We start from the raw sequence: 25,740 nt of genomic DNA on the forward strand, positions 1-25,740 counted from the left end.
AGCCCTCCAGCGCCGATGGTACTTGGACCGCAGGGTCCTGGGAGAGTAGGACGTCGCCAAGCAGAGCTTTATGATTATTATTCCCTGATAGCTCAGTTGGTAGAGCACTCGACTGTTAATCGAGTTGTCACAGGTTCGAGTCCTGTTCGGGGAGCCATATGGAGAGGTGTCCGAGTTGGCCGAAGGAGCACGATTGGAAATCGTGTAGGCGCCAAAAGCGTCTCGAGGGTTCGAATCCCTCTCTCTCCGCCAGAATTATTTTATTGCATGGCCCGTTGGTCAAGGGGTTAAGACACCTCCCTTTCACGGAGGTAACAGGGGTTCGAATCCCCTACGGGTCATAAGTAATATGGAGGCTTAGCTCAGCTGGGAGAGCATCTGCCTTACAAGCAGAGGGTCGGGGGTTCGAGCCCCTCAGCCTCCACCATTTACTTAAATAGCAGTCCCTCATATTATCGCGGGGTGGAGCAGTTCGGTAGCTCGTCGGGCTCATAACCCGAAGGCCGCAGGTTCAAATCCTGCCCCCGCAACCAATTAACTTTTGAATGTAAATTGCTATGGAACTGTGGTGTAGAGGCCTAACATGCCTGCCTGTCACGCAGGAGATCGCGGGTTCGAATCCCGTCAGTTCCGCCATTTTTACAAAGTTATATTACCCTGTTGGGAGCCATTAGCTCAGTTGGTAGAGCACCTGACTTTTAATCAGGGTGTCGAAGGTTCGAGTCCTTCATGGCTCACCATTCATGCACTTATATGTCATGGATATAATGATATTGCGGACGTGGCTCAGCGGTAGAGCATCGCCTTGCCAAGGCGAGGGTCGCGGGTTCGATTCCCGTCGTCCGCTCCATATTTGCGCCCTTAGCTCAGCTGGATAGAGCGTTTGACTACGAATCAAAAGGCCGGGAGTTCGAATCTCTCAGGGCGCGCCATTAACTTCATAAGCCGGTGTGGCGGAATTGGCAGACGCGCGCGACTCAAAATCGTGAGGGAAACCGTGGAGGTTCGAGTCCTCTCACCGGCATCTATTTCGGGATGTAGCTCAGCTTGGTAGAGCACCTGGTTTGGGACCAGGGGGTCGCATGTTCAAATCGTGTCATCCCGATTCAAAAGGAAAGTCGCTGGAAGCAGCGGCTTTTTTGTTATATTCATATCTTTTTGTATAAATCAGTAATCGCCAGGTCACACTAACACAAAAAGTGGGACGGAAGGGATTACTGTGAAGCGATTAAGTTGGAAAAAACAGATGAAACGGCGCTGGAAACAGTGGAGAAGAACAGTGTGGGCCTGTAGCATTTTTGGTGCGGCTTGTTTGCTGGCAGGGTTGGGTATTCTGTTTTCGAATTATATGCAGGCCATGTTGTCACAGCCACTCGCTACTACCGTCATGGCAGAGGAGGGCATGGATGAGGCTTCATATCTGAGCCCAACTGAAGATCACTCCTCACAGATGCAGCTATTGCAAAGTATTCGTGCTTCCGGTATAAGCAGGAAGACCCGTCTGTTAACCACCTACGTGTGTGGTACGGAAACACTTTCCTTGGGAACGCTAAGTTCACAGCAACTAGAGAACTTACTGAAGCAACATCCCGATTGGAAGGGACGACTTAATACCAAAGGAGAGGTGTGGCTGGAGCGCAGGGTGGAAGACTTATCGGAGTCATGCAAAGAGCGCGGCTACATGGGTTTGAGCACTGACGGCCAGCTTACATTGTTTGAAGGGCTGCCTAAAAAGGAAAAAGTTATCCGCACTTTTTTTCAATTGGACGTGGGCTCCATGGAGACGGCTTTGCCAGAAGGGGTGTATAAACAACTTCAGCAGGGAATCCGTGTACAGGATATAAATGAGTATAACAGTGTAATCTCCACTTTTAGTGACTTTGCCGTGGAGAGAACACAAAGGGTATTAAAGCAGCACTATTGATTACAACTACGGAGACGTTAGGCTTTACCCACGAGGTGAGGCTTGAAGCGTCTCTTTTTATGTTTTTACTCACGTTTAAATTTTTTCCTCTATTAGATACAAAGTTTTGTTATAATGAAAGAATGACACATATGTTCGCTTTATATGGTATTTGGCCATGATTATATTCAGGATAACGCTGGCTATTGTTTAGTTACGCCATGTTTGAGCGATAGGGGAGAGATTTTTTTGCGTTTTTTAGGAATTGATCCGGGTATTGCTATCGTGGGCTTCGGGTTTGTAGACAAGATTGGCAGTAAAGTAGTTCCTGTGCAGTATGGCTGTATCCAGACGGAGGCTCATACACCGGAAGAAGAAAGGCTGCTTCATGTGTATGAAGGCATGTTGCAATTAATAGATAAATATAAGCCTGATGCAGTAGCACTGGAAAAGCTCTTTTTTAATCGCAATGTTACAACCGCTATGTCTGTAAGTCAGGCACGTGGGGTGCTGGTGCTGGCTGCAAAACAACGTAATTTGCCTATAGGTGAATACACGCCGATGCAGGTAAAGCAGGCTATTGTAGGGTATGGTAAGGCTGAGAAGAAACAGGTACAAGAAATGGTTAGAATGTTTCTAAAGCTTCAAGCTGTGCCCAAACCGGACGATGTAGCGGATGCATTGGCGGTGGCTATTTGTCATGCGCACTCCTATGGACTAAATTCAAAATTAAATGAGGTATTGAGAAAATGATAGATTTCTTGCGTGGTTCTGTGGCCCATTTGGAAAATGAATATGTCGTTTTAGATGTGCAGGGTGTAGGGTACCGGGTATTTTGTCCGAATCCTTACGCGTTCGCCAAAACTGAAGGTCCAGTGGTTATTTACATTCACCATCATGTAAGGGAAGATGCTATTTTACTGTTCGGTTTTGCGACCCGTGAGGAGCAGCAACTGTTCCGTAAACTGATTGATGTATCTGGTATTGGACCGCGTGTTGCGCTTGGTATTTTAGGAGGCGGTACGCCTGCTCATGTGGTAACGGCGATTTATCAGGAGAATATCACATTTCTCACCAAGTTACCGGGGATCGGTAAAAAGACGGCACAACGTATGATTCTGGATTTGAAAGACAAGCTGGACAGTATTGGCTCGTTGGGGATGGCAACCGGATTGTTTGCTGAGCCTGTCGTAGAAGAAGGCGAAGGTTCATATTGGGGCGAGGCCCGTGAGGCGCTCAAGGCGCTGGGTTACACTGATGCTGAGTTGGATAAGGTATGGAGCAGAATGAAGAAAGATGCGAAACCTGATGAATCTGCCGATATTTTGATGAAGCGGGCTTTGCAACTGTTGTTTGCCGGATAGGACGATGATGTCCGTTAACAAATGTCTGGTGAAAAGAGGAGCGATGGAACATGGATGACCGGATTATTTCCGCCAATTTGATGATGGAAGACCAGACGGCGGAGCTAAGCCTTCGCCCCCGTTATCTAAATGAATATATCGGGCAAAATCAGGTTAAGGAAAATCTGAAAGTATATATTGAAGCGGCCAAAATGCGTAAAGAAGCGTTGGACCATGTACTGTTGTACGGACCGCCTGGGTTGGGTAAAACAACTCTTGCTAACATTATCGCCAATGAGTTGGGGGTTAATCTGCGTACGACTTCAGGTCCTGCAATTGAAAGGCCGGGAGATTTGGCAGCATTGCTGACCAACCTTCAAGAGGGTGATGTTTTGTTCATTGATGAGATTCATCGCCTTCATCGTACGGTGGAAGAAGTCATGTATCCGGCGATGGAGGATTTTGCGCTGGACATTATGATTGGTAAAGGCCCGAGTGCACGTTCGGTCCGTCTGGATTTGCCACCCTTTACCCTTATAGGGGCTACTACGCGCGCTGGGCTGCTCTCTGCGCCATTGCGTGACCGGTTTGGTGTTATTAGTCGTTTGGAGTTTTATACGACAGACGAGCTGGCATACATCGTGTCCAGGAACGCGGATATTATGGAGATTGAGATTGTTGGGGATGCGGCGGAGGAAATCGCATTGCGTTCACGGGGGACCCCGCGTATTGCTAACCGACTGTTAAAAAGGGTGCGTGATTTTGCCCAGGTTGCCGGAGACGGTATTATTCATTCTGAGTTGGCTGCAGAGGCGCTAAAGAGACTTCAAATAGATCCACTCGGGCTGGATGAAATTGATCATAAAATGCTTAAGGCCATGATTCATTCATTCCGGGGCGGGCCTGTAGGATTGGACACAATTGCTGCAACCATTGGTGAGGAAAGCCAGACAATTGAGGATGTGTACGAGCCCTATTTGTTACAAATTGGCCTTTTACAAAGAACACCTCGGGGACGAACGGTGACCCCGGCGGCATATGCCCACCTTGGAATCCCCATGCCAACGGATCCACGGTGATTAGGAAACATGATGTACTTTTCAAAAAATCATTGCATGGTTACACGCAAGTATGGTTGATACGATATCGGCTGACGGATGATTGAGGGAAGTGAGAGTGTAAGTAAGATTCGAGCGGGTTCATATTTTGGTTTATTCCGCCGATGTATTTAAAGGGATAGACAAGGGTCGAGATCCCGATAAATTACGCAATATAAGTGCTAGACAGCTAGATTGGGGGAGCCAGAAATGAGTGGAGAAGCATTTAACCGAAAAAGTATTTTCGGTGCGTGGATGGGCCGGGCCAAACGAGCAGCAGCGATTATGGTATTAGCTACAGTGTGCATACCTTGGTCTTCGGGCGTTCACGCTGCTACCGCCCAAGAGGATATTCGTGTAGTGATTTTTGCGGATCTAGGTAGCAAATATAAAGCGACAGTCCCCGCTGTAACCTTGAAATCATCAGGAGGTCTGAGTGTTGGACAGAACAGTGGGGGCAGTTTTCAAACTTGGATGGGACTGCCAGACAGTACGGCTCGTTTTAGTGTAGACAGCTATCGGGTGAAGGTACTTGAAGGAAATGAAGCAGCGGCGATAAAAGCGGCCCAAGCCCTGCAAAAGACTAATGATAAACCTACGGTTTTTATCGGTTCAAAAAATGGTAGCTCTGTGTATCAAGTGTACGCGGGAATATATGCTAGTGAGCAGTCTGCGCAGGCTGCTGTACAGCGGATTTCCTCCGCAACCGGAGCGCAGGCCGAGGTTAAGGGAAACAAGCATTGGTCCACCGGAAGCTACGGAAGCGAGCAGGAAGCTAATCTCGTTCGAACGACAATTGCTGCGGCAGGCTTTGATGCTTTTACTGTGATTCAATCAAGAGGCCAGTATGCTGTATGGGTTGGAGAAGAAAGTAATGACAGCAAGCTGTCGGCTTTGAAAACAGAGCTGGAGAGCAAGCAGCCGAGACTCACGCTGTCTAAAGTTAATGCTACTCAAACCGGCCTCATTATAAGACAGGAAGCAGGAGTCACGACCGGCTCGCAGGTGATGTCTCATTACATGTTAAGTGGTTCTGATAATAGCAAGGTAATTGTCAACGGCGGTAATAATGGAATACAAGTGATGGAAAGATCACAGCGTACATATCGCGGCGAGATGGAGATTGGCATGACGTCAGGCCAGCTGGCACTTGTGAACGAAGTTCCTTTGGAGCAGTATTTGTATTCCGTGGTAGGAGCAGAGGTCTATTCCTCATGGCCAGATGAAGCTCTCAAGGCTCAAGCGGTAGCGGCTCGTAGCTACGCGCTTGCCCAAGGCAATCGGTTTCAGATCGGCAATGTAGTAGATGGCACGTTAAGCCAGGCTTACAACGGTAAGAGCTCGGAACATGCCAATGTCAATGAGGCTGTAGATGCAACAGCTGGTGAAGTCATTAAAAGTGGCGGCAAAGTGGTCGAAGCTGTATTTTCATCTAATGCGGGCGGTGTGACAGCAGATGCTTCCGAGGTGTGGAACAGTGGTGGCGAAGCCTTTGCCAGCGTAGACAGCTCGGGGGATACTTCGGCGCAAAAAGGAGCACAGGAATGGTATCATGTACTTCTCTCCAGTGGCAAGACAGGGTATATTCGTGAGGATAATGCTAAGGAACTGGAGGGTGTCACAGAAGCGGGGTTAGATAAAATCACCGTCACTGCGGAAAATACAAATGTGCGTCCTATTCCCCAAATCCAATCGACGGTTACACCAGTAGCTAAGGCGCAGCCGGGTGAAGAGATAATTGTATTAGAAAAGGTGCCTCAGTCCGGAGACTATGCATGGGTGCGGGGGCCCTTCACGTCAGCTCAGCTTGCTAAATCCCTGCAAGGGAAAGTAACGGGCACAGTGCCTTCCTCTATTAATCACCTTGATGTCACCAAACGTGGTCCATCAGGGCGAGTGTTGGAGGTTGAAGCGAACGGATCCCCTTTGAAAGTGAAATATCCGGATATGTTTCGCTCAGCGATGGGCGGACTCCCGAGCACACTGTTTGATATTGCGAGTACCGGAAGTTATACTGTATTAGGCGCTGATGGGGCTACTTCTCATGTAAGTGGTACACAAGGCACTCAAATCCTGTCCGCATCTGGCAGCAGTACTTCAAGTGGTAACGGGGTGATCGTCATGAATGAAGATCGTCATGCACGAGTCATTGACAAAACACAAAGCTTTATTTTTACAGGTAAAGGAAATGGTCATGGTTTGGGCTTATCCCAATGGGGTGCCAACGGTTTGGCCGAGCAGGGGTATGATTACAAGAAAATTTTGCAACACTATTACAAAAATGTGGATATAGTTAAGGACTGACCAATATATGAATGTAAACGACTACGATTTTGAACTGCCTGAAACATTAATTGCACAGACACCTTTGCTTGATCGGAGCGCTTCCAGATTACTGACGTTAAACAAAAATAACGGTGAAGTGGGTCATCATACGTTTTCGGATATTGTGCAGTATCTCCATCCAGGGGATACGCTGGTGTTAAACGATACGAGAGTGATTCCAGCACGCTTGTTTGGCATCAAGGAAGACACGGGAGCTAAGGCTGAGGTTTTGCTGCTTAAGCAACTGCAAGGGGACCGATGGGAAGCATTGGTGAAACCCGGTAAAAAGCTGAAAAAGGGTGCTGTTATTGTTTTCGGTGATGAACTGAAAGCAGTAATTGAGGAAGAAGGAGATATGGGTGGAAGGGTACTTTCATTTTCATATGACGGTATTTTTCAGGAGATCTTGGACCGTCTGGGGCAGATGCCGCTTCCGCCGTATATCAAGGAACAACTGGATGACCGCGAGCGTTATCAGACCGTTTATGCTCGGCATGAAGGTTCGGCTGCGGCTCCAACGGCAGGGCTGCATTTTACAGAAGAATTGCTGGACCAGATTAAAAAGAAGGGCGTTACCGTTGCCTTTATCACACTTCATGTTGGCTTAGGGACGTTCAGACCGATGTCTGTGGATACGATTGAAGAGCATGTCATGCACGAAGAGTATTATTCATTATCACAGGAAACGGCAGATGTACTTAATGCAACCAAGGCGCGCGGTGGGAGAATCGTGGCAGTGGGAACAACCAGTTGCCGAACGCTGGAGACGGTGGGCAATACATTCGCAGATGGAGTGCTGCAGGCCAGCAGTGGCTGGACACAGATTTTTATTTATCCAGGCTACGAATTCCGTGTGGTGGATGCGATGATTACGAATTTCCATTTGCCTAAATCCACCTTGGTTATGCTGGTCAGCGCACTGGCGGGCAGGGAGAATATTATGCATGCTTACCATGAGGCGATTGACCGACAATATCGGTTCTTCAGCTTCGGGGACGCAATGTTCATTTATTAATTAAGGATGGTAGAGAAAATATGGCACCAGCAATAAGATACGAACATATTAAAACCTGCAAGCAATCGGGAGCTCGTCTCGGGCGTGTACACACACCTCACGGAGTTATTGAGACACCAACCTTTATGCCGGTGGGAACTCAAGCGACTGTTAAAACGATGAGTCCTGAGGAACTGAAAGCGATGGATGCTCAAATTATTTTGAGTAACACGTACCATTTGTTTCTTCGTCCCGGCCACGATATTATTCGTGAAGCGGGTGGACTGCACAAGTTTATGAATTGGGATCGCCCTATTTTAACGGACAGCGGTGGATTCCAGGTGTTTTCCTTAAGTGAAATGCGCAAGATCTCAGAGGAGGGTGTTCATTTTCGCTCTCATTTAAATGGAGATAAGAAGTTTCTTTCACCAGAAGTGGCGATGGAAATTCAAAACTCGCTTGGCTCAGATATTATGATGGCCTTCGATGAATGCCCGCCGTTTCCGGCTGAATATGAGTATGTGAAAAAGTCACTGGAACGCACCAGCCGTTGGGCTGAGCGTTGTCTAGAGGCACACGCGCGTCCTCATGATCAAGGTCTGTTTGCCATTGTTCAGGGAGGCATGCATGAAGATCTGCGCAAGCAAAGCGCTGCGGATTTGACTTCCATGGATTTCCCGGGGTATGCTATTGGTGGATTGAGCGTAGGTGAACCGAAACATTTGATGTATGAAGTACTCGATTATACGGTTCCTCTACTTCCTACCAACAAGCCACGTTATTTGATGGGCGTGGGTTCGCCTGATGCTTTGATTGAAGGCTCTATCCGTGGTGTGGATATGTTCGATTGTGTACTTCCAACCCGAATTGCTCGCAACGGTACAACGATGACCAGCCAAGGTCGTCTTGTCGTTCGCAATGCCCAATATGCAAGCGATTTTGGCCCGCTCGATCCTGCTTGTGATTGTTATACCTGTCGCAATTATTCACGTGCTTACTTGCGACATTTGATTAAAGCGGATGAAACCTTCGGGCTCCGACTGACAACGTATCATAACTTGCATTTCTTAATACAATTGATGCGTAATGTCAGACAAGCGATTATGGATGACAGGCTGCTTGATTTCCGAGATGAATTTTTTGAGCAGTACGGTCTTCATGATAATGATAAAGGTTTTTAAGTTTTAGGGAGAGTATACGAAAGGGGGATTTAACATGTTTCATTTTGCTACAGCCGCTGCTGCACCCGGTGGAACTGGCGGACTTTTTCAAATGATCTGGCCACTGGCTCTGATGTTTGTAATCTTCTATTTCTTGCTGATTCGCCCGAATCAGAAAAAACAAAAGCAGCGTCAAACGATGCTTCAAGCTTTGAAAAAGGGAGATAAAGTAATTACAATCGGAGGTCTTCACGGTACAATTATGGAGATTACGGATGATGTAGTAGTTTTGCGTGTGAATGATGTCACGAAGCTGACCTTTGACCGCAGTGCAATCAGCAACGCGATTGCAAAAGACACGGCATCTGAGGAAGTTGTTTCCAAATCGTAAAATGCTGGTGACCGTTATGCAAAAACCGAGCCTTTGAGGAGGCTCGGTTTTTTTGTGTTGTTTTATTACATGGATACAAACATTTTGATTACTTGTTGAGATTAATGCCAAACATCCCACCACCTGCGCCTATGACAAACGCGAAACCTAAGTGTAACAGGTCCTTGCCGTTCATACCCGCATCCAATGCCAGAAAACCGACCAGAAGAACGATTAGTCCATACAGGATGCCTGTAATACCGCCTTGATACCAGCCTTTGTTTGTGGATCTTTTACCGGCGACGAAGCCGCCAGATAGCATGGCGAATGCATGGACGATGTACGTATACAATGATAAGTCCTGTTCCTGCATCTGTGTCAGCCACAAGAGTAGTGAAAGAATCAATGCGCCAAGCAGCATCCATGCAAAAGCATAAAATAAGCCGGATAAAATGGGATGGGCCAGACGAAACGAACACCAGCGGCGAATGAGCTCCATTGATAATTCCTCCTGTACCAAGGTTTGAACTATTATCATTCTATGGCCAAGCCTCCCGGCTTAGTACCAAGTCGCAAGCAGTCTTTCTCTTTATTTCAATAATTTAGCCTTTGGTTTTTTGTATGAGCCAAGTGAGGAACGGTCAGAATACGTGTACAATGAACGACTAATGTCTTATTGCAAGTACAGGGGAGGAGGCGAACATATTGAGTCACGATATTTTTGCTCATATTTTTCGGACGCTGCTCATGTATTTTATTGTATATCTGGTGATGCGCTTGATGGGTAAAAGGGAGATCGGCAAATTGTCTGTTTTCGATCTCGTCATATCCATTATGATTGCAGAAATTGCTGTATTCAGCCTGGAGGATATAAAACGTCCACTTTATGAAGGGTTGATTCCTTTAGGAGTGCTGTTAATTTTGCAAATAGGAATTTCCTTTTTCAGTCTGAAAAGTCGGCGACTGCGCTTACTATTTGATGGTAGGCCCAGTGTATTGTACTCTAATGGACAATTAAACAAGGATGAAATGGTAAAACAACGTTACAATTTAGATGACTTGCTGTTACAACTTCGTGAACAAAATATAGAAAGTCTGGACGAAGTTGAATATGTTATTTTGGAAACGACAGGTAAGCTAACGGTTATAGGTAAGAATGATAACGATGAAGTGGAACACGAAAAAATGAAGCAAGAATTAAACGGAACAGATTTGACAAACAAAGAGCAACAGGTAAATAAAGTCCATCCTTCTCCACAAATCGGTGGAAAGTTTAGATATGAGGGACTGCCTATTCCATTAATCATGGATGGCAAGGTGCTGGATCGAAATTTGGAAAGGATGGATATGAACCGTTTTTGGCTTAAAAATCAGATTCAAGCGAAGGGACACAAAGATTTTAAGGATGTTTTTTTATGCTCGGTTAACCATAGAGGTGATGTGTACATTACACCACCGGCCTATGGAAAATCTTTGGATTAGATTTTTATGCTTTAAACCATCTTCTCAGGATTGGAATGCGAGTAAGGTTGTCCCAATCAATCATTTTGATCAAGGTCATCAGGAAAAGGTACAGTATAATTCCCAAGCCTGCAGCAAAAATAAACTGAAGCCACATTTGGTTGAACATCGTTAGATGTCTGTAGGTATATAATACTGCTGCTGCCATGATGATCATGCCTATCCCAGTCTTCCAGAAATCGAGCAAACGTACGCGGAAGCGAAGCAGTCTGCTGACACTGAAGCCATGAAGGAGAGTAACAATAGCACTGTTAATACAAATGGCGATGACAGCTCCATAGATACCATACTGAGGTTGGGAAGCAAGCCAGACAATCAGTACAATTTTGATAACGGCTCCGATAAAGGTATTTAATAAGGCACTTCCAGGACGGTCTAACGCCTGAAGTGCTGCCTGAAGCGGGGCCTGAATGTACATAAAAAGTGCAAAAGGTGCCATGAGCTTAAGCATGCCTGCAATATCGCCATTATTGTAGAGTAGCAGACACAGAGGTTCTGCCAATACATACATGATAACGGCAAATGGGGCTCCTGCAACCAAAGCGAGCCGAAGCGATTGATGTAAACGTTTGTGAATGGCTGTGATATGCCCCTTGGCTGCTGCTTCGGATAACGAAGGAACGAGTGAAACTGCTAACGAACTGGTTAGAACCCCAGGTAATAATAACACAGGAATGACCATGCCCTGCATGGCTCCATATTGTGCGGTCGCAACGCCAGTTGCAATGCCTGCTACGGCGAGGCTGCGCATGCACAAGATAGATTCGAGCAAATAGGATAAGGAACCGACAAGCCTTCCAGCAGTAACGGGAACGGATATAGACATAAGACGTGACAAAACGGATGATTGCTCGGGTTGAATCTCAGAGGAGGGAGCAGGCGACTTCGGCTGAAGAATGCGATCTTTTCGCTGGTTACACACGTATTGCCATAGCAGCACAATCATGCCAATGATTTCGCCCGCCAGAGCACCGAGCATGGCACCTGCAGCAGCGTAGGCTACCCCATGGGGTAGTAACAAGTAAGCAAACCAAATGACACAAAAAATGCGCATAACGGTCTCCGCAATGGAGGAGCTGGCGGAAGGAATCATATTTTGCTTTCCCTGAAAATAGCCCCTATAAGCTGAGGAAACAGCTACAATGACAATCATTGGGCTCATGCTCACGAATGTATAATACACGCGGCTGTCGGTCAGGAGATGGCTTGTGATCCAAGGCGCGAACACAAGACAGAGCACCATGGCGATTAGACTGAGTGTAATGGTGAAGCGCAGGCTGGTGTGTAAAATACGCCGCGACATTTCGGGTTGTCCCGCCGTTTCAGCTTCGGCTACAAGCTTGGCTACTGCAAGAGGAATACCCCCTGTAATAAGCGTCACCAGAACGATAAAAAAGGGATACCCCTGTTGGTACAAGCCAACTCCTTCGGGGCCGATGATACGCGGGAGTGCGATTCGGGGAATAAAACCTAGTATCCGGTTGATAATTCCTGCTGCCAATAAAATAATTGCTCCATGGATGAATGTCTGCTTTTTCAATCGCAACTCCCTCTTCCCCAAAATGTAATTCTGAGTCTATACATTACTTTAGAAGATATGCTGGACCTGTCCATGTTCATGACAAGCTTTTCCGTTCAGAAACAAAGTGATTTAGACAACAAGAGGGAGAGTGGTGAATTCTGCTATTGACGAGCGAAATGAATGCATATATTGTTGATTTAAGGCTATTTTCGACGAAAAGAAGGGTTTTCCAAGATCAGGGCAGAAATGTTCTACAAAGCAGTCAATAACCCCGCTAATTGCTGATCTGCGGAACCGGTAGTCGCTGGGAGGAGGAACGGCCATCGTGGGTATGGAAGAGCTGGATGAGCAGGATTGGGATGACGCAATTGAGATGCTCTGTCAAAGTAAGGCGGACGAGTTGATTCTCGTAGGCTATGAGCATGTCACAAGTAAGGACGTGTGGAATTGCGTCAGCCATAAATATGAAAAGGAGGGTATCCCTCCGCTGCACAAGCTCGTTAACGATATACTTTCCCTTAAAGCGACGAGCTTTATGAACTATTTGACTATGTCCGCATTACGGGGCTCCACTTTCGAATAGAAGGGGGTCTTTTTTTGCGTTCAAATTGACTGCTTTTTGAGGGGTAGCTATAATAGGAATATTGAGAATGAAAGGGGAACATGGGACGGAATGAAAAGAATTTTAAGTTTCATCGTGGTCGTGCTCATAACTACTGGTGTTATGGTCGGGACAAGCCCGGGCCTGCTGAACAGTTTAAAATTAGGCCTCGATTTAAAGGGAGGCTTTGAAATTTTATATGAAGCCCAGCCTTTGGAAGCCGGGCAGAGTGTAACCAGACAGTCTCTTATACAAACAGCTCAAAGTCTGGAGAGACGGATAAACGCGCTTGGTACAACTGAGCCGGAAGTAACAACGGAGGGGAGCAACCGTATTCGCGTGCGGCTTGCTGGTGTCACTAATGAGGCAGAAGTCCGCTCCATGCTGAAAAAACCTGCAGAATTAACATTCCGCAGTGCAACGGCAGCAGATGCTAAAAAGCCAGGCCAATACAGCAAAATTGAGCTCCGCGGTAATGATTTTGTGGAGAATGGCGCTGTTGTAGGCTATGACCAGCTGAATCAACCTGAGATTAGTATCAAAGTGAAGGACAAAGCTAAATTTGCAGAAATCACAAAGCGACTTCTGAATAAAGAATTAGCTATTTTCCTGGATCAGGAATTGCTGTCTGCACCTACAGTACGTGGGGAATTAACGGACGGTAGCGCGTCAATCACAGGTAGCTACACTCGTGATGAAGCGAATAAACTGGCGGATACGATTAATCTGGGTGCACTTCCACTCAAACTGACGGAAAAATATTCTCAGAGTGTAGGTGCTACGCTGGGTCAATTGTCACTGGATCAGACGATTCGTGCTGGATTGATCGGCTCGATCATTATTCTGGTATTTATGATTGCAATGTTCCGTGTACCGGGATTAGTGGCCAGTTTCTGTCTCATTGTTCATACCTGGGTAGTGCTTGCGATTTTCTACTTGGGTGGATTCGTACTCACACTCCCAGGTATCGCCGCCTTTGTGCTCGGGATCGGGATGGCGGTCGATGCCAATATCATTACGTATGAACGGATTAAAGAAGAAATCAAGTCAGGCAAAACGATTCGTTCTTCTGTCATTGCAGGTAGTAAGGCCTCGTTCCGTACCGTTATGGATGCCAATGTTACGACAATTATAGCAGCAGCGGTTATGTTTGGTCTGGGAACAGGCTCCGTTCGAGGATTCGCTCTGGTGCTCATCGTTGATATTGTCACCAGTATTTTGACGAATATCTTCTTCTCCCGCTTCTTGCTGAATCTGCTGGTTAAAGCGGATGCTGTGAAGAAGCCAAAGTATTTTGGTGTGAAGGAGAGTGATATCAGTGCGCTTTAATTGGAACTTGAAATATATCAAGATGAGCAAGTGGTTTTACACGTTCTCGATTATTATCACACTGCTTGGTATTCTGAGTTTGTCGATATTTGGCTTGAATTACGGGGTAGACTTTCGTTCCGGTTCCAATGTGGATGTCAATTTGACTAAAGTTGTTACACAGGAACAGATTCAAACTTTGCTGGATAAGCAGGGGATCGGCAAAGAGGTGGATTATACACCGGGGAAAGAGCGTTTCGGCATTCGCTTCTCACAGGTTTTGACGGATCAGCAAGTGAATGACTTTAAGATTTCTTTTAACAAACAGCTGGATCCGAAGGCTTCCTTTGAGGTCAATACAGTGGATACGGAAATGGCGCAAGAACTGGAGAGGAATGCAATATGGGCGATATTGCTAGCATGTGTAGCCATCGCAGTCTATATTTCGATCCGGTTTGAATGGCGGTTTGCCATTGCAGCAATCGTTTCGTTGTTGCATGATGCCTTCCTCGTTATCAGTATTTTCTCGATTTTCCGTCTTGAGGTGGATTTGACCTTTATTACGGCAATTCTGACGATTGTTGGTTTCTCCATTAATGACACCGTCGTTATTTTTGACCGTATTCGGGAAAATCTACGATTTGCGAAGAAGAAGTCTAGGGACGACTTAGAGCAGGTAGTTGATCACAGTATTGCGCAGACAATGACTCGTTCACTTGCAACCGTGTTTACGGTGTTTATTGCCTCCTTATGTTTGTTCATATTTGGCGGCGAATCGATCCGTATGTTCTCACTTGCGATGGTCATTGGTTTGTTATTTGGTGCTTATTCCTCCATTTTCATTGCCAGTCCGCTGTGGGTGGCTTTGAAAGGAAAACAAAAATCTCCGACAGCTGGCGGAGGCGCGGTCAAAACTGCAAAGTCTTAAGTTACGCAAATACCAGTAGTATAAATTAAAGAGAAAGCCGCGTCTGCTTGGGCGCGGTTTTCTAAGGTTTTGAGATTTACCTTGAGTAAGGCACAATAGTGGACACTTAAATGTGAATGGTTTTTGGTTTTAAGAAATTCGGTTATTTTAGAATGAAGCTTTATTGGGAAAGGGTTAGTTCAGGATTGAGGGGGAGACGTTGTGAATAGCGAACGCAGCCGATCATTGGAAACTGCGGCGTTGAGCGGAATTGTAGGTAATCTCGCGCTGGCTGTTCTAAAGGGAACCGTCGGTTATGCGGCAAACAGCAAGGCGTTGTTGGGGGATGCACTGCACACGGCTGCGGATAGTGCTTCCCGTTTGCAGGAGCTTCTGTTTTCCAAGGGTGCTACAGGGCACGGAATGCTGGCACGGTTGCGGAACGGTGAAAAAGTTCGGACAGTCATATCTGTGGTGCTGGCTATTTTAGTGCTGATGAGCGGTCTTCAGTTAGCTATCTCGGCGGTTCGTTCATTAAGCAGTTCGGACCCGCAGGCTCCCGGTCTGTATGCATTAATTACCGTATTTATTGCGTTGGTGTTGAGAGAAGCGCTATTTCAGTTTCAATATCGCTACTCGATTAAACATGGTCATAAAGCGGAAGCAGATCGGTACGCTAACCATGAACGTTACTCGCTGTATGCATCGTTGATTGCATTGATCGGCATGATCGGTGCAATGACTGGCGAAGCAATGGAATGGCCTGCATTATTATATCTTGATCCAACCGCAGCTTTGCTGGTAGCCTGTCTGGTGCTGCGCAAAGGATATTTGATGGTAATGAATACCGCTTACCAGGTTCCTGCACAGCCCTTGCAGGAGGAAGACTCCCGACGCTTTATGGAGACGATTCAACGGGTGTATGGTATTGTAACGGTTGAACACTTACATGCCCAGGAAACAGGCCATTTCATAACAGTGGATGTAACGATAAGTGTGAACCCGCGGATTACGGTACAGGAAGCGCAGGAAATCGCCGATCGAGCCAAAAATTTACTGTTAGCCCGTTTTCCACAGGTGACCCATGTACAAATGCAGTTCATTTCTTATCAAGCTGGGTATCCTTACAAATCCAATCATGAACTGCCAGATAATGATGTGTCGTCGTTGCTTCAATAGGGCAGAACGACTATGAAAGAAAGGTGAATAGGATTGCTTCATTCGCAGTACAGATGGAAGACCCCAGAGGCTAACCTGGAAGCGGCTCAGCTGTTGACAGAAGAACTGGGGATTTCACCATTGTTGTCCCGGCTTTTAGTGAACCGGGGCGTCACTACCGCCGGGGAAGCAAACCGCTTTTTGTACGGAAGTGTGGACGATGTACACGACCCTTTTCTGCTTCTTGGTATGAAAGAGGCCGTGCCGAGAATTCGCCAGGCTCTGGAACGTGGCGAGCATATATTAATCTATGGCGATTATGATGCGGACGGCGTATCCAGTACATCATTGATGATTCAGCTCATGCGTTTTCTGAAGGCTTCTTATGATATTTATATTCCCCATCGTTCTAATGAGGGATATGGTCTGCATAACCATGCCCTTGATTGGGCTCATCAGCAGGGAGTTACACTGGTCATTACGGTAGATACGGGAATTAGTGCAGTAGAGCAAATTACTTATGCAACTTCCTTGGGGATAGATGTTATTGTGACGGATCATCATGAGCCGCCTGCTGTACTTCCCGAGGCATATACTTTGATTAATCCGAAGCTACCCGGTTGCCCGTATCCATTTAAAGGTCTTGCAGGTGTTGGTGTTGCCCTGAAGCTCGCTCAGGCGCTGTTGGGTGAGGTGCCGGAGGAATGGTTTGAAATCGCCGCTATCGGCACGGTAGCCGATCTGATGCCACTACATGGTGAAAATCGGACGATGGTACGCAGAGGGATTCAATCCATGAGAAACTCTGCATTTCCGGGTATCCGTGCGTTGCTCCATGTAGCGGGCGTGGATATATCTACAGTGACTTCAGTCAACATCGCATTTGCATTGGCTCCGCGGATTAATGCCAGCGGGCGCCTGGATCATGCGGGACGAGCAGTTTCTCTGCTGACGACAGAAAAAGAGGAAGAAGCAGACCAACTTGCGCATGCGCTGGACCTGCTCAATCGTGAGCGTCAACAGGTGGTCGAACGTATTGTGGAGCAAGCCGAGCAACAATTGGCATCCAAACTTAATGGAGGCAAGCTACCGTCAGTTATTGTGTTGGCTGGTGAAGGCTGGAATGTCGGCGTTGTCGGAATTGTGGCATCCAAGCTATTGGATCGCTATTATCGACCGACCATTATTCTTGGTATAGATGCTGAGACAGGCACGTGCAAAGGTTCTGCCCGGTCTATTCCTGCATTGGATATTTACAGTGCTCTTACGGACAGCCATGAGCTTATGGAGCATTTTGGTGGTCACCCTTCGGCTGCGGGTATGACGCTGTCCCGTGACAATCTGAAATTGTTTGAAGAGCAGCTGAACCGCTATGCGGGTTCCATTCTGACACCAGAAGATCTCATTCCTGTAGCTGAGGCCGATATGGTCTGTCGTCTGGACGAGGTATCTTTACAAGTGGTTGAAGAACTGGAGTTGCTTCAGCCTTTTGGTATGGGGAATCCTTCTCCACGATTCGTATTACAGGGTCTGCAATTGCGCGAGGCTCGTAAAATGGGACGTGAGAAAAACCATGTGAAGCTCCTGCTGGAGCAGAACGGTTTATCGCTGGACGCGATTGCCTTCCGTCGTGGCGATTTGGCTGATTTTTTACAGCAACAAACGGAGATAGATCTCCTGGGTGAATTGTCAATTAACGAATGGAACGGTAAAAGGTCTCTCCAGCTCATGATGCAGGACATTCGAGTGCAAGCGCCGCAAATTTTTGATTATCGTGGAGTGTCGGACCCTTTTGCCGAATTAGAGCGGGGACTGAAGATCTTTCATCCACGCATAGAGGAAAGAAAGAAAGACGTTGCGGTATTGATCCATCCTTCATCTAGGCTTCGTTCATCGGGCTCCATGGACGCTGAATCCTTATGGTTATACGATAAAGACGGCAACGTTATTCCCAGTGATGGTCAAAGAGATGCACAGCACTCTGTGAAGTCGCTGTTCGTACTTGAGCCGCCGGATACACCGGATCAGTTTCAGGCTTTATGGTCTACCTTTGAGAATGTAGAGAATGTATTTCTCCTTCATTCGGTCAGTGAGCGTGGCGGTCGACTCGTAAGCCCCGACAGAGAGCTGTTCAAGCGTATTTACGTTGTGCTTTCCCGAATGGGGACACAGCCTATTGATGAAAAAGCAATGCTGCCTGCTCTTAGCCGACAGTGTTCCTGTTCAGTACGCATGTTATCCAAAGTATTGGACATCTTCGAAGAGCTTGAGTTTATGACGCGTACAGATGGTCAATTCCAATTTGTATCTAATCCGCCTAAGCGGGATTTAACAGCTTCTCCACGCTATCAGGAATTGTATAATATGGCTGAGATGGAGAAGTATTTGCTGGATGCGGACACTACCCAGATGACGAGCTGGATTATGTCGCTTATGAAGGGTGCGTCTTGAGATACTATTTCGCTATTTATGTTGTAAAATGTATATACTAATTTGAAGTTTACAGTAGGAGGAACTAAGTTGGACTACAAAGAATATATTCGGGTGATTTCCGATTTTCCACAACCAGGGATTAGTTTTAAGGACATTACGACCCTGATGAAAAATGGTGAACTGTACCGCAAGGCTATCAACGATATGAAGGAACTGGTATCGGATTTGAAAATTGATTTGATTGCAGGGCCAGAAGCACGTGGGTTCGTTGTTGGTGCTCCTTTGGCTTATGCGCTTGGTGTTGGTTTTATTCCCATCCGTAAAAGTGGCAAGCTCCCTGGGGAAACCATTGAGGAGGCATACGGTTTGGAGTATGGTAAAGATACGCTGGCGATGCATAAGGATGCTATTGAGCCGGGACAAAATGTTCTGATTGCTGATGACCTGCTTGCTACAGGTGGAACCATTGCTACATCCGTGAACTTGGTACGCCAGCTTGGTGGCAATGTGGCAGGGGCTGCTTTTCTTATCGAGCTGTCTGATCTAAACGGTCGGGCGAAACTGCCTGATGTAGATGTATTCACCCTGATTACGTATTAAGTATTTCAAAACCCGGGTTTCCCGGGAAATAATTATGTGCGGATCGCCTAAATAGTCCGATGGAACATCTCTTTTCTAAAGAGTTGCTCCATCGGACTATTTTGTTTCTTTGTTGGAAATAGGTATAAAAAAATTTCGGAAATGTCTATGAACAATAAAAAAGGAGCAAAGGTGGTCATATTGGATTCATTTCAGTTTTTTATTTTTACTAATCAGAAGCTAGATACGGAAATAAGTCAAAAATGCTACTCGTTGCTTATCGAGGGTTAAAGCGGATATTGCAACTAACGTGGATGGGTGCTCTGGAGAAGGATGAAGGAGTATCTATTTTTTTAAAAAAGGCTGTGCATAAAAAACGCCGACACCATGGGAGACGGATCCTTACACGCTTATCTTAACAGCTCAAGCGTATTAATCCGTGACCTCATGGAGCGGCGGTAAAGTTAAAAAACAGATATCAATCTGGTGTTTTCTCGGTTAAAGGTTCCTGCGATTTATCGTTGGACCAGCCGAGCACGTCAATCAGCTTGAAGAACAAGCTGAGGATGATGCCGATGATTGTAGCCAATGCCATACCTTTCAAGGTTACAGCGCCCCAAGTGAGCGTAGTACCGCTGATTCCGACAACAAGCACGATGGTCGCAAGCAGCATGTTGGTTGGCTTGGCGAAATCAACCTTTTGCTCAACGAAGATTCTTAGACCGGAGGCAGCGATGACACCGAATAATAGTAAGGATACGCCACCCATAACTGGAGCTGGAATATTAGAAACAATCGCTGAGAACGTGCCTGAGAAGGACAATAGGATGGCAATGACAGCCGCTCCGCCAATGACCCATACAGAGTACACTTTAGTTAATGCCATGACACCAATATTTTCACCATAAGTCGTATTAGGTGTAGAACCAACAAAACCGGAAATGACGGTGGAAATACCGTTACCTAGCAGAGAGCGATGGAGACCAGGATCTTTAGACAGCTCACGTCCGACGATGTTGCTAGTCACAAGCAAGTGACCAATATGCTCTACGATGACGACCAGAGCAACAGGAAGAATCGTCAGCATAGCAGAGGTATTAAAAACTGGAGTGGTAATTGCAGGATGTCCGAAAAAAGGAGCGTCTGCAATGGCTTGTGTATTGACCATGCCCATAAAATAAGCAAGTACATAGCCCACTACGATACCAATCAGAATATGAATGATTTTGGCAAACCCGCGAAACAATACCGCACCCAGAACCGTGACCCCGAGTGTAACGAGCGAAAGAGTAATCGTTTTGGGATCTGGAGTCCAGGCTTTAGTAGGATCGGCATTGATAATGCCTGCCATGCCTGCTGCAACCGGAACCAGTTCCAGACCGATTAAGGCTACGATGGAGCCCATAACAGCTGGAGGGAAAACGACGTCCAGCCAACGAGTTCCGGCATATTTGATTACCAGTGCGACGAGGCAGAAAATAATACCTGTAACGATGAAAGCACCGAGGGCCATAGCATAGCCGTTGCCGCCGGGATTGTTTTTAAGCACAAGACTGACGGGAGCGATAAAAGCGAAGCTGGAGCCGAGATAGGCGGGAATTTTACCGCGGCAGATCCATATGTACAACAATGTGCCAATACCGTTCATTAGCAAAATCATGCCGGGATCGACGCCGAAAATATTCGGCACCAGCACAGTGCTGCCAAACATGGCAAACAAATGCTGTACGCTGAGCAGGAATCCAGGTCCTGCAGGTAGCTTTTCATTAACTTGTATTTCGCGTTGCAACGCAGTTCACTCCTTAGTTCTTTCAATTATTCTTATATACATTAATTACTTTTCGTAATTTTTTCAATATAATTCGTTTCATTTCGTCAACAATCCTGATTTTACTTACCATGTGTGACAGAATAATGCGACAATGCCAAACCTGTAATAGTTGACGTGTGACGTGCTAACCGTCATAATTGTAGGAAATCACTTTTAAAAGGGAACCTTTGCGCGACATTGATCGGCGGGTTCCATTTTGCATAGAAAGGACACGGAATAGAGCAGAATGGGGATAGAGCAATTACTTAAAAAGGCCGGGGCCTATACCAGAGAAGCAGATCTTATCCGCATCAGGGACGCCTATGATTTTGCCGAGCAGGCCCATTCCGGCCAGACTCGTAAGTCCGGTGAACCTTATATTCTGCATCCGCTTGCGGTTGCTGATATCGTCGTTAATATGCAGATGGATACCATCTCCATTATCGCCGCTCTTTTACATGACGTTGTGGAGGATACGACGGTGTCTTTGGCGCAGATTCGCGAGCATTTTGGCGATACATGCGCGATGCTTGTCGATGGTCTGACGAAGCTGGAGCGTATCCAGTTCCGTTCCAAGGAAGAACAACAGAACGAAAATTATCGAAAAATGTTTATTGCTATGGCGCAGGACATTCGTGTCATTGTCATTAAGTTAGCAGATCGTCTGCACAACATGCGTACTTTGAAATATCAGTCAGAGGAAAGCCAGCGTCGGATCGCTTATGAAACGCTAGAGATTTTCTGTCCGGTTGCAAACCGATTGGGTATTTCAGCCATTAAATGGGAAATGGAAGATATTGCTTTACGCTATCTGAACCCTCAGCAGTATTATCGCATCGCCAATTTGATGCATAAAAAGCGGGCAGAGCGGGAGCAATTTATTGATAATGTCATACAGCGTATCAGAGAAAAGCTGGAAGAGATGGGTATTCAGGCTGACCTGTCCGGACGCCCTAAACATATTTACAGTGTGTTTAAAAAAATGACGACGAAGAACAAGCAATTCAATGAAATATATGATTTGCTGGCGATTCGAATTATTGTGGATAACATTAAAGACTGTTACGCCACACTGGGGATTATCCATACGTTGTGGAAGCCAATGCCGGGGCGGTTTAAGGATTATATCGCTATGCCTAAGGCCAATATGTATCAATCCCTTCATACGACAGTAGTAGGTCCCAACGGGGAGCCTACCGAGGTGCAAATTCGCACAGTGGATATGCACCGTACCGCTGAATTCGGGATTGCGGCCCATTGGGCCTATAAAGAAGGCAACGGAGCAAACAACACTAATTTTGAGGATAAAATCACCTTTTTTCGAGAAATTCTGGAGCTGCAAAATGAAGCGAAGGATGCGTCGGAATTTGTGGAATCGCTCAAAATGGACTTTTTCTCAGACCTTGTGTTTGTGTTTACTCCTAAGGGAGAGGTCATTGAGTTGCCAGCCGGATCCGTTCCGCTGGACTTTGCTTTCCGTATTCATACCGAAGTTGGCAATCGAACGATTGGCTCTAAGGTAAATGGAAGAATCGTACCTTTGGATTATCGGCTTAAAACCGGTGATATTGTCGAAATTATGACGTCCAAGCATTCTTACGGACCTAGTCAGGATTGGCTCAAAATTGCTCAGTCCTCTCACGCGCGCAGTAAAATCAAACAATGGTTCAAGAAAGAAAAGCGTGAGGAGAATGTTGAAAAAGGCCGCGAAAATCTGGAACGTGAACTGAGAAAACGTGATATCGAGCCATCGGTGTGGATGAGCGACGACAAGCTTCAGGAAGTGGCACAGAAGTTCTCTTTTAACGATTCCGAAGATATGCTGTCTGCGATTGGCTTTGGTGGTATAACCGCAGCGCAGGTCTGTACACGTTTGACAGAGAAGCTGCGTAAGGAACAAGAAGAGGCACGGTTGATCGAATTGACGACCGAGGTCAAGGAGTACAAGCCGCAGGGCGAACGGAAAAAAACACCGACCAACGGTGTCAGCGTCAGAGGCGTCGATAATTTACTCGTTCGTTTTGCACGATGTTGTAATCCCGTACCGGGAGATGACATCATTGGCTATGTAACACGTGGACGCGGCGTATCCGTTCACCGGACGGATTGCCCGAATATTCCTTCGGGTACGGGCGAAGACCAGGCGCGTGTGATTGAAGTAGAGTGGGAAGAAGCAGCGGAAGTCAATTACAGTGTCGATATTGAGATTACCGGGCATGACCGCAACGGTTTGCTGAATGAAGTGCTTCAGGCCATTTCTGAGAACAAAACCAGCTTCTCGGCCGTTACAGGTCGTACAGATAAAAATAAAATGGCGATGATTCACATCACGATTCTCATTCGCAACACGGATCATTTGCATTCTGTTGTCGAACGGATTAAACGGGTGAAGGATGTATACACTGTGCATCGGATTATGCAATAACCTTATTAAGCGTACAGATAGGTTTATAGCCTTTGTAACACATCGTGGGTAGAAAGACCCATGGTTGCTATAAGAACTGTAATACGGCTGTGATCACCTTTTAAAAGGGAAGTTTAAAGGAGATATCGGATAGGCGATGAAGATCATTATTCAGCGCTGTAAAGACGCTCAGGTAACGGTGAATCAAAAGGTGGTCGGCAAGATTGGAACCGGATTAATGCTGCTGGTTGGTATTGGTCAGGGAGATACAGCAGCTGATGCCGTTTATTTGGCGGATAAAACAGCGGGATTGCGTATATTTGAGGATGCTGAAGGTAAAATGAATGACAGCGTTCTGGATGTCGGTGGAGCCATTTTGTCTGTCTCTCAATTTACGTTGTATGGTGACTGCCGTAAAGGAAGAAGGCCCAACTTTATGGGGGCGGCCAAACCTGAGGAAGCAGAGAAGCTGTATGATTTCTTCAACAGTCAGCTTCGAGCCAAGGGTCTGGAGGTAGAAACGGGAATTTTTGGGGCTATGATGGATGTCTCATTGACGAACTGGGGCCCAGTGACACTGATTTTGGATACCGAACGTTCGTAACTATGCGTTCATGGCGTGATCTGTGTAGAATAAAATAGCTGTTCAGAGGGACCATAATGTCATCCCGATTGGTGATTAGCCAGGCGGATAGCCTAAGGGTGACAGGAGAGACGAAACTATGCGTCAAACCCCAAAAATGGACGGGCCTCGAAGCACTGTGCTGCTTTTTCCCGGTAGCATGCAGGAGGCAATCAGCCTTACTCGTAATGCTGATACGTTATTACAGCATGTTGCAACAGCCATCGACAAGCCGGGACGCGGGGCTTTGCCACGCAGGTAACATCGGGTTAAATGTAGCGTTAATGAGGTGCTACCCGAAAGTAGCACAAAGAGGTCAAAAATAAAATATGTAGCATTGAATTAGTGCAGGAGCCGAAAGGCTCCTTTTTCTTTTCCGCCGCTGCGATTGTTATAAAAACAGATCAAGCGGGTAATAACAAATCGTGGTAGACAAACAAACTTAATTTTAACTTGTTTCGAGGATAACCGGAAAGGAGATCTGAACATTAATGAGTAAAATTGCATTTTTATTAGCTGACCAATTTGAAGATTCTGAAATGAAGGTACCTTATGATGAATTAAAAAAGGCTGGACATGAGGCAGATATTGTTGGGCTGAAGCAAGGTGAGAAAGTGAGCGGTAAGCAAGGTAAAGCAAGCTACACTATTGAAAAAGCCATTGCAGATGTGAAATCAAGTGACTATGATGCAGTTGTTATTCCCGGCGGATCCTCCCCGGAAAATCTGCGATTGGATGCACATGTTCTGAAATTTGTGACTGAAATTAACGAGGCCAAAAAAACGATTGGCGCTATCTGTCACGGGCCACAAATTTTGGCGAGTGCTGATTTGTTACAAGGCCGGACGATTACTGCTTATCCTCCGTTGAAAGATGACTTGATTAATGCGGGTGCTCATTTTGAGGATCGAGAGGCGGTTGTGGATGGTAACTTTATTACGTCTCGGACCCCTAAGGATGAGCCTGCCTTTGTGCGTGAGTTATTAAAAGCGTTGTAATTTGAACGTGAATATTTCCTTAGATTAATGCCAGTACAATTCCCAAACGAGGAGGATTTGATATGGCAAAACAGATTCAGGCTTATTTTCGCACAGAAGATGAAGCTGAGGGTGCCAGAGCCTCGCTTCAAGCTTATAGAACTGAACATTTGGAAGTAGGTGCTTTGGATGATGCGCTCGGTCGGGAGACGAGAGTTTTAATTCCGCTGGTCCCCTATAACAATACAGGCTCTGTGAGCACAGGAGGCTCCGCAGGTGCGGCAATCCCTGCGGCGGGTGCTTATGGCGAGAATATTCTACCAGATGCGAAGGATGACCAGATTAACTCTGGCTCAGCCCAAAGGGATCTGAATGAAGATCGGAGTGGAACAACAAATCATGACGGAGGGTTGCTCCGTGCGACAGATGTGTATATTAACGGTGATCAAGATGAATTACGGTATGTATTATCAGCAAAGGTGAATGATGCCGATTATGATGAGGTCATTTATAAGCTACGTTCCAATCGTGGATATGTGTCGCAGTTGGATTAAAGCTGAGAGCGCGACACAAGAGATTGTCGATACTTGAGAAATTTAGCTACAAAAGAGTGACTGTAATACAATTGTAATATTCGAAACATCATTCCTTAATATTCGTTGTTTATAATAACGGCATGACCCCCTTTTGATATATCTTTTTGAAC

The 25,740-nt window shown here is 46.3% G+C and carries 23 protein-coding genes and 11 tRNA genes; 31 read left to right on the forward strand and 3 right to left on the reverse strand.

Annotation, left to right across the window (positions count from 1 at the left end):
- The first annotated feature begins 81 nt into the window (after positions 1-81).
- The 19 genes from C1T21_RS18650 (at position 82) to yajC (ending at position 9,213) form a co-directional block, all read left to right on the forward strand.
- A tRNA-Asn gene (locus C1T21_RS18650) sits at positions 82-157 on the forward strand.
- 3 nt (positions 158-160) lie between these two features.
- Positions 161-252: transfer RNA gene (locus C1T21_RS18655), tRNA-Ser, on the forward strand.
- 17 nt (positions 253-269) lie between these two features.
- A tRNA-Glu gene (locus C1T21_RS18660) sits at positions 270-341 on the forward strand.
- A 10-nt stretch (positions 342-351) separates the two neighbouring features.
- A tRNA-Val gene (locus tag C1T21_RS18665) sits at positions 352-427 on the forward strand.
- A 29-nt stretch (positions 428-456) separates the two neighbouring features.
- Positions 457-533: transfer RNA gene (locus C1T21_RS18670), tRNA-Met, on the forward strand.
- A gap of 26 nt (positions 534-559) precedes the next feature.
- A tRNA-Asp gene (locus C1T21_RS18675) sits at positions 560-636 on the forward strand.
- A gap of 28 nt (positions 637-664) precedes the next feature.
- Positions 665-740 (forward strand) — tRNA-Lys (locus tag C1T21_RS18680).
- Positions 741-775: 35 nt separating this feature from the next.
- Positions 776-850: transfer RNA gene (locus tag C1T21_RS18685), tRNA-Gly, on the forward strand.
- A 5-nt stretch (positions 851-855) separates the two neighbouring features.
- Positions 856-932: transfer RNA gene (locus tag C1T21_RS18690), tRNA-Arg, on the forward strand.
- Positions 933-944: 12 nt separating this feature from the next.
- Positions 945-1,024 (forward strand) — tRNA-Leu (locus tag C1T21_RS18695).
- Positions 1,025-1,031: 7 nt separating this feature from the next.
- Positions 1,032-1,105: transfer RNA gene (locus C1T21_RS18700), tRNA-Pro, on the forward strand.
- 114 nt (positions 1,106-1,219) lie between these two features.
- The gene (locus tag C1T21_RS18705; protein WP_103049301.1) at positions 1,220-1,924 is read left to right on the forward strand and encodes a BofC C-terminal domain-containing protein; all 705 of its coding nucleotides are present in this window, start codon (positions 1,220-1,222) and stop codon (positions 1,922-1,924) included.
- A 228-nt stretch (positions 1,925-2,152) separates the two neighbouring features.
- Positions 2,153-2,656: a crossover junction endodeoxyribonuclease RuvC gene (ruvC, locus tag C1T21_RS18710; RefSeq protein WP_025716926.1), complete on the forward strand. Its 504-nt coding sequence runs from the start codon at positions 2,153-2,155 to the stop codon at positions 2,654-2,656.
- The gene (gene ruvA / locus C1T21_RS18715) at positions 2,653-3,267 is read left to right on the forward strand and encodes a Holliday junction branch migration protein RuvA (protein WP_103049302.1); all 615 of its coding nucleotides are present in this window, start codon (positions 2,653-2,655) and stop codon (positions 3,265-3,267) included. The genes ruvC and ruvA overlap by 4 nt, the downstream gene beginning before the upstream one ends.
- Before the next feature lie 50 nt (positions 3,268-3,317).
- Positions 3,318-4,325: a Holliday junction branch migration DNA helicase RuvB gene (ruvB, locus tag C1T21_RS18720; protein ID WP_013372650.1), complete on the forward strand. Its 1,008-nt coding sequence runs from the start codon at positions 3,318-3,320 to the stop codon at positions 4,323-4,325.
- Positions 4,326-4,553: 228 nt separating this feature from the next.
- A complete protein-coding gene (locus C1T21_RS18725; protein WP_103049303.1) occupies positions 4,554-6,647 on the forward strand; it encodes a SpoIID/LytB domain-containing protein in 2,094 nt (697 codons plus the stop codon).
- A 7-nt stretch (positions 6,648-6,654) separates the two neighbouring features.
- A complete protein-coding gene (gene queA, locus C1T21_RS18730) occupies positions 6,655-7,683 on the forward strand; it encodes a tRNA preQ1(34) S-adenosylmethionine ribosyltransferase-isomerase QueA (RefSeq protein ID WP_103049304.1) in 1,029 nt (342 codons plus the stop codon).
- Between the two features lie 20 nt (positions 7,684-7,703).
- Complete coding sequence (gene tgt / locus C1T21_RS18735; protein WP_039275028.1) at positions 7,704-8,843, forward strand: tRNA guanosine(34) transglycosylase Tgt; 1,140 nt, start codon at positions 7,704-7,706, stop codon at positions 8,841-8,843.
- Positions 8,844-8,877: 34 nt separating this feature from the next.
- Positions 8,878-9,213, forward strand: a complete 336-nt coding sequence (gene yajC, locus C1T21_RS18740; protein WP_061829379.1) for a preprotein translocase subunit YajC — start codon at positions 8,878-8,880, stop codon at positions 9,211-9,213.
- An 88-nt stretch (positions 9,214-9,301) separates the two neighbouring features.
- Here the strand turns inward: yajC and C1T21_RS18745 are convergent, their stop codons facing one another.
- Entirely contained in the window at positions 9,302-9,691 is a 390-nt protein-coding gene (locus C1T21_RS18745; RefSeq protein WP_061829378.1) for a TIGR04086 family membrane protein, read from the reverse strand.
- Between the two features lie 206 nt (positions 9,692-9,897).
- Between C1T21_RS18745 and C1T21_RS18750 the strand changes: the two genes are divergently transcribed.
- On the forward strand, positions 9,898-10,674 hold the full coding sequence (locus C1T21_RS18750) for a YetF domain-containing protein (RefSeq protein WP_103049305.1): 777 nt from the start codon (positions 9,898-9,900) through the stop codon (positions 10,672-10,674).
- A gap of 4 nt (positions 10,675-10,678) precedes the next feature.
- Here C1T21_RS18750 and spoVB read toward each other — a convergent pair whose 3' ends face one another.
- A complete protein-coding gene (gene spoVB, locus C1T21_RS18755) occupies positions 10,679-12,253 on the reverse strand; it encodes a stage V sporulation protein B (protein WP_103049306.1) in 1,575 nt (524 codons plus the stop codon).
- Between the two features lie 307 nt (positions 12,254-12,560).
- On the opposite strand from spoVB, the gene C1T21_RS18760 reads away from it, so the two are divergent.
- From C1T21_RS18760 to C1T21_RS18785, 6 genes are all read left to right on the forward strand, one after another.
- The gene (locus tag C1T21_RS18760; RefSeq protein WP_013311570.1) at positions 12,561-12,818 is read left to right on the forward strand and encodes a post-transcriptional regulator; all 258 of its coding nucleotides are present in this window, start codon (positions 12,561-12,563) and stop codon (positions 12,816-12,818) included.
- Positions 12,819-12,908: 90 nt separating this feature from the next.
- Positions 12,909-14,165, forward strand: a complete 1,257-nt coding sequence (gene secD / locus C1T21_RS18765) for a protein translocase subunit SecD (protein ID WP_103049307.1) — start codon at positions 12,909-12,911, stop codon at positions 14,163-14,165.
- Positions 14,155-15,072: a protein translocase subunit SecF gene (gene secF, locus C1T21_RS18770; protein ID WP_013311568.1), complete on the forward strand. Its 918-nt coding sequence runs from the start codon at positions 14,155-14,157 to the stop codon at positions 15,070-15,072. The genes secD and secF overlap by 11 nt, the downstream gene beginning before the upstream one ends.
- A gap of 201 nt (positions 15,073-15,273) precedes the next feature.
- Positions 15,274-16,230 (forward strand): cation diffusion facilitator family transporter, encoded by a 957-nt coding sequence (locus C1T21_RS18775; protein WP_013311567.1) that lies wholly within the window; start codon positions 15,274-15,276, stop codon positions 16,228-16,230.
- Positions 16,231-16,263: 33 nt separating this feature from the next.
- Positions 16,264-18,660, forward strand: a complete 2,397-nt coding sequence (recJ, locus tag C1T21_RS18780) for a single-stranded-DNA-specific exonuclease RecJ (protein ID WP_103049308.1) — start codon at positions 16,264-16,266, stop codon at positions 18,658-18,660.
- 69 nt (positions 18,661-18,729) lie between these two features.
- Positions 18,730-19,242: an adenine phosphoribosyltransferase gene (locus C1T21_RS18785; protein WP_023989926.1), complete on the forward strand. Its 513-nt coding sequence runs from the start codon at positions 18,730-18,732 to the stop codon at positions 19,240-19,242.
- A gap of 457 nt (positions 19,243-19,699) precedes the next feature.
- Here the strand turns inward: C1T21_RS18785 and uraA are convergent, their stop codons facing one another.
- A complete protein-coding gene (gene uraA, locus C1T21_RS18790; protein WP_061829372.1) occupies positions 19,700-21,010 on the reverse strand; it encodes a uracil permease in 1,311 nt (436 codons plus the stop codon).
- A 268-nt stretch (positions 21,011-21,278) separates the two neighbouring features.
- Between uraA and C1T21_RS18795 the strand changes: the two genes are divergently transcribed.
- The 5 genes from C1T21_RS18795 (at position 21,279) to C1T21_RS18810 (ending at position 25,588) form a co-directional block, all read left to right on the forward strand.
- Positions 21,279-23,456 (forward strand): RelA/SpoT family protein, encoded by a 2,178-nt coding sequence (locus C1T21_RS18795; protein ID WP_025720225.1) that lies wholly within the window; start codon positions 21,279-21,281, stop codon positions 23,454-23,456.
- A gap of 136 nt (positions 23,457-23,592) precedes the next feature.
- Positions 23,593-24,039 (forward strand): D-aminoacyl-tRNA deacylase, encoded by a 447-nt coding sequence (gene dtd, locus C1T21_RS18800; RefSeq protein ID WP_023989923.1) that lies wholly within the window; start codon positions 23,593-23,595, stop codon positions 24,037-24,039.
- A 118-nt stretch (positions 24,040-24,157) separates the two neighbouring features.
- On the forward strand, positions 24,158-24,319 hold the full coding sequence (locus C1T21_RS27420; RefSeq protein WP_180984621.1) for a hypothetical protein: 162 nt from the start codon (positions 24,158-24,160) through the stop codon (positions 24,317-24,319).
- Positions 24,320-24,548: 229 nt separating this feature from the next.
- Complete coding sequence (locus tag C1T21_RS18805; RefSeq protein ID WP_103049309.1) at positions 24,549-25,055, forward strand: type 1 glutamine amidotransferase domain-containing protein; 507 nt, start codon at positions 24,549-24,551, stop codon at positions 25,053-25,055.
- Between the two features lie 62 nt (positions 25,056-25,117).
- On the forward strand, positions 25,118-25,588 hold the full coding sequence (locus C1T21_RS18810) for a hypothetical protein (protein ID WP_103049310.1): 471 nt from the start codon (positions 25,118-25,120) through the stop codon (positions 25,586-25,588).
- The last annotated feature ends 152 nt before the right edge of the window (positions 25,589-25,740 follow it).

This window comes from Paenibacillus sp. F4, from assembly GCF_002894905.1.
GTDB classification, from domain to species: Bacteria; Bacillota; Bacilli; order Paenibacillales; family Paenibacillaceae; genus Paenibacillus; species Paenibacillus polymyxa_B.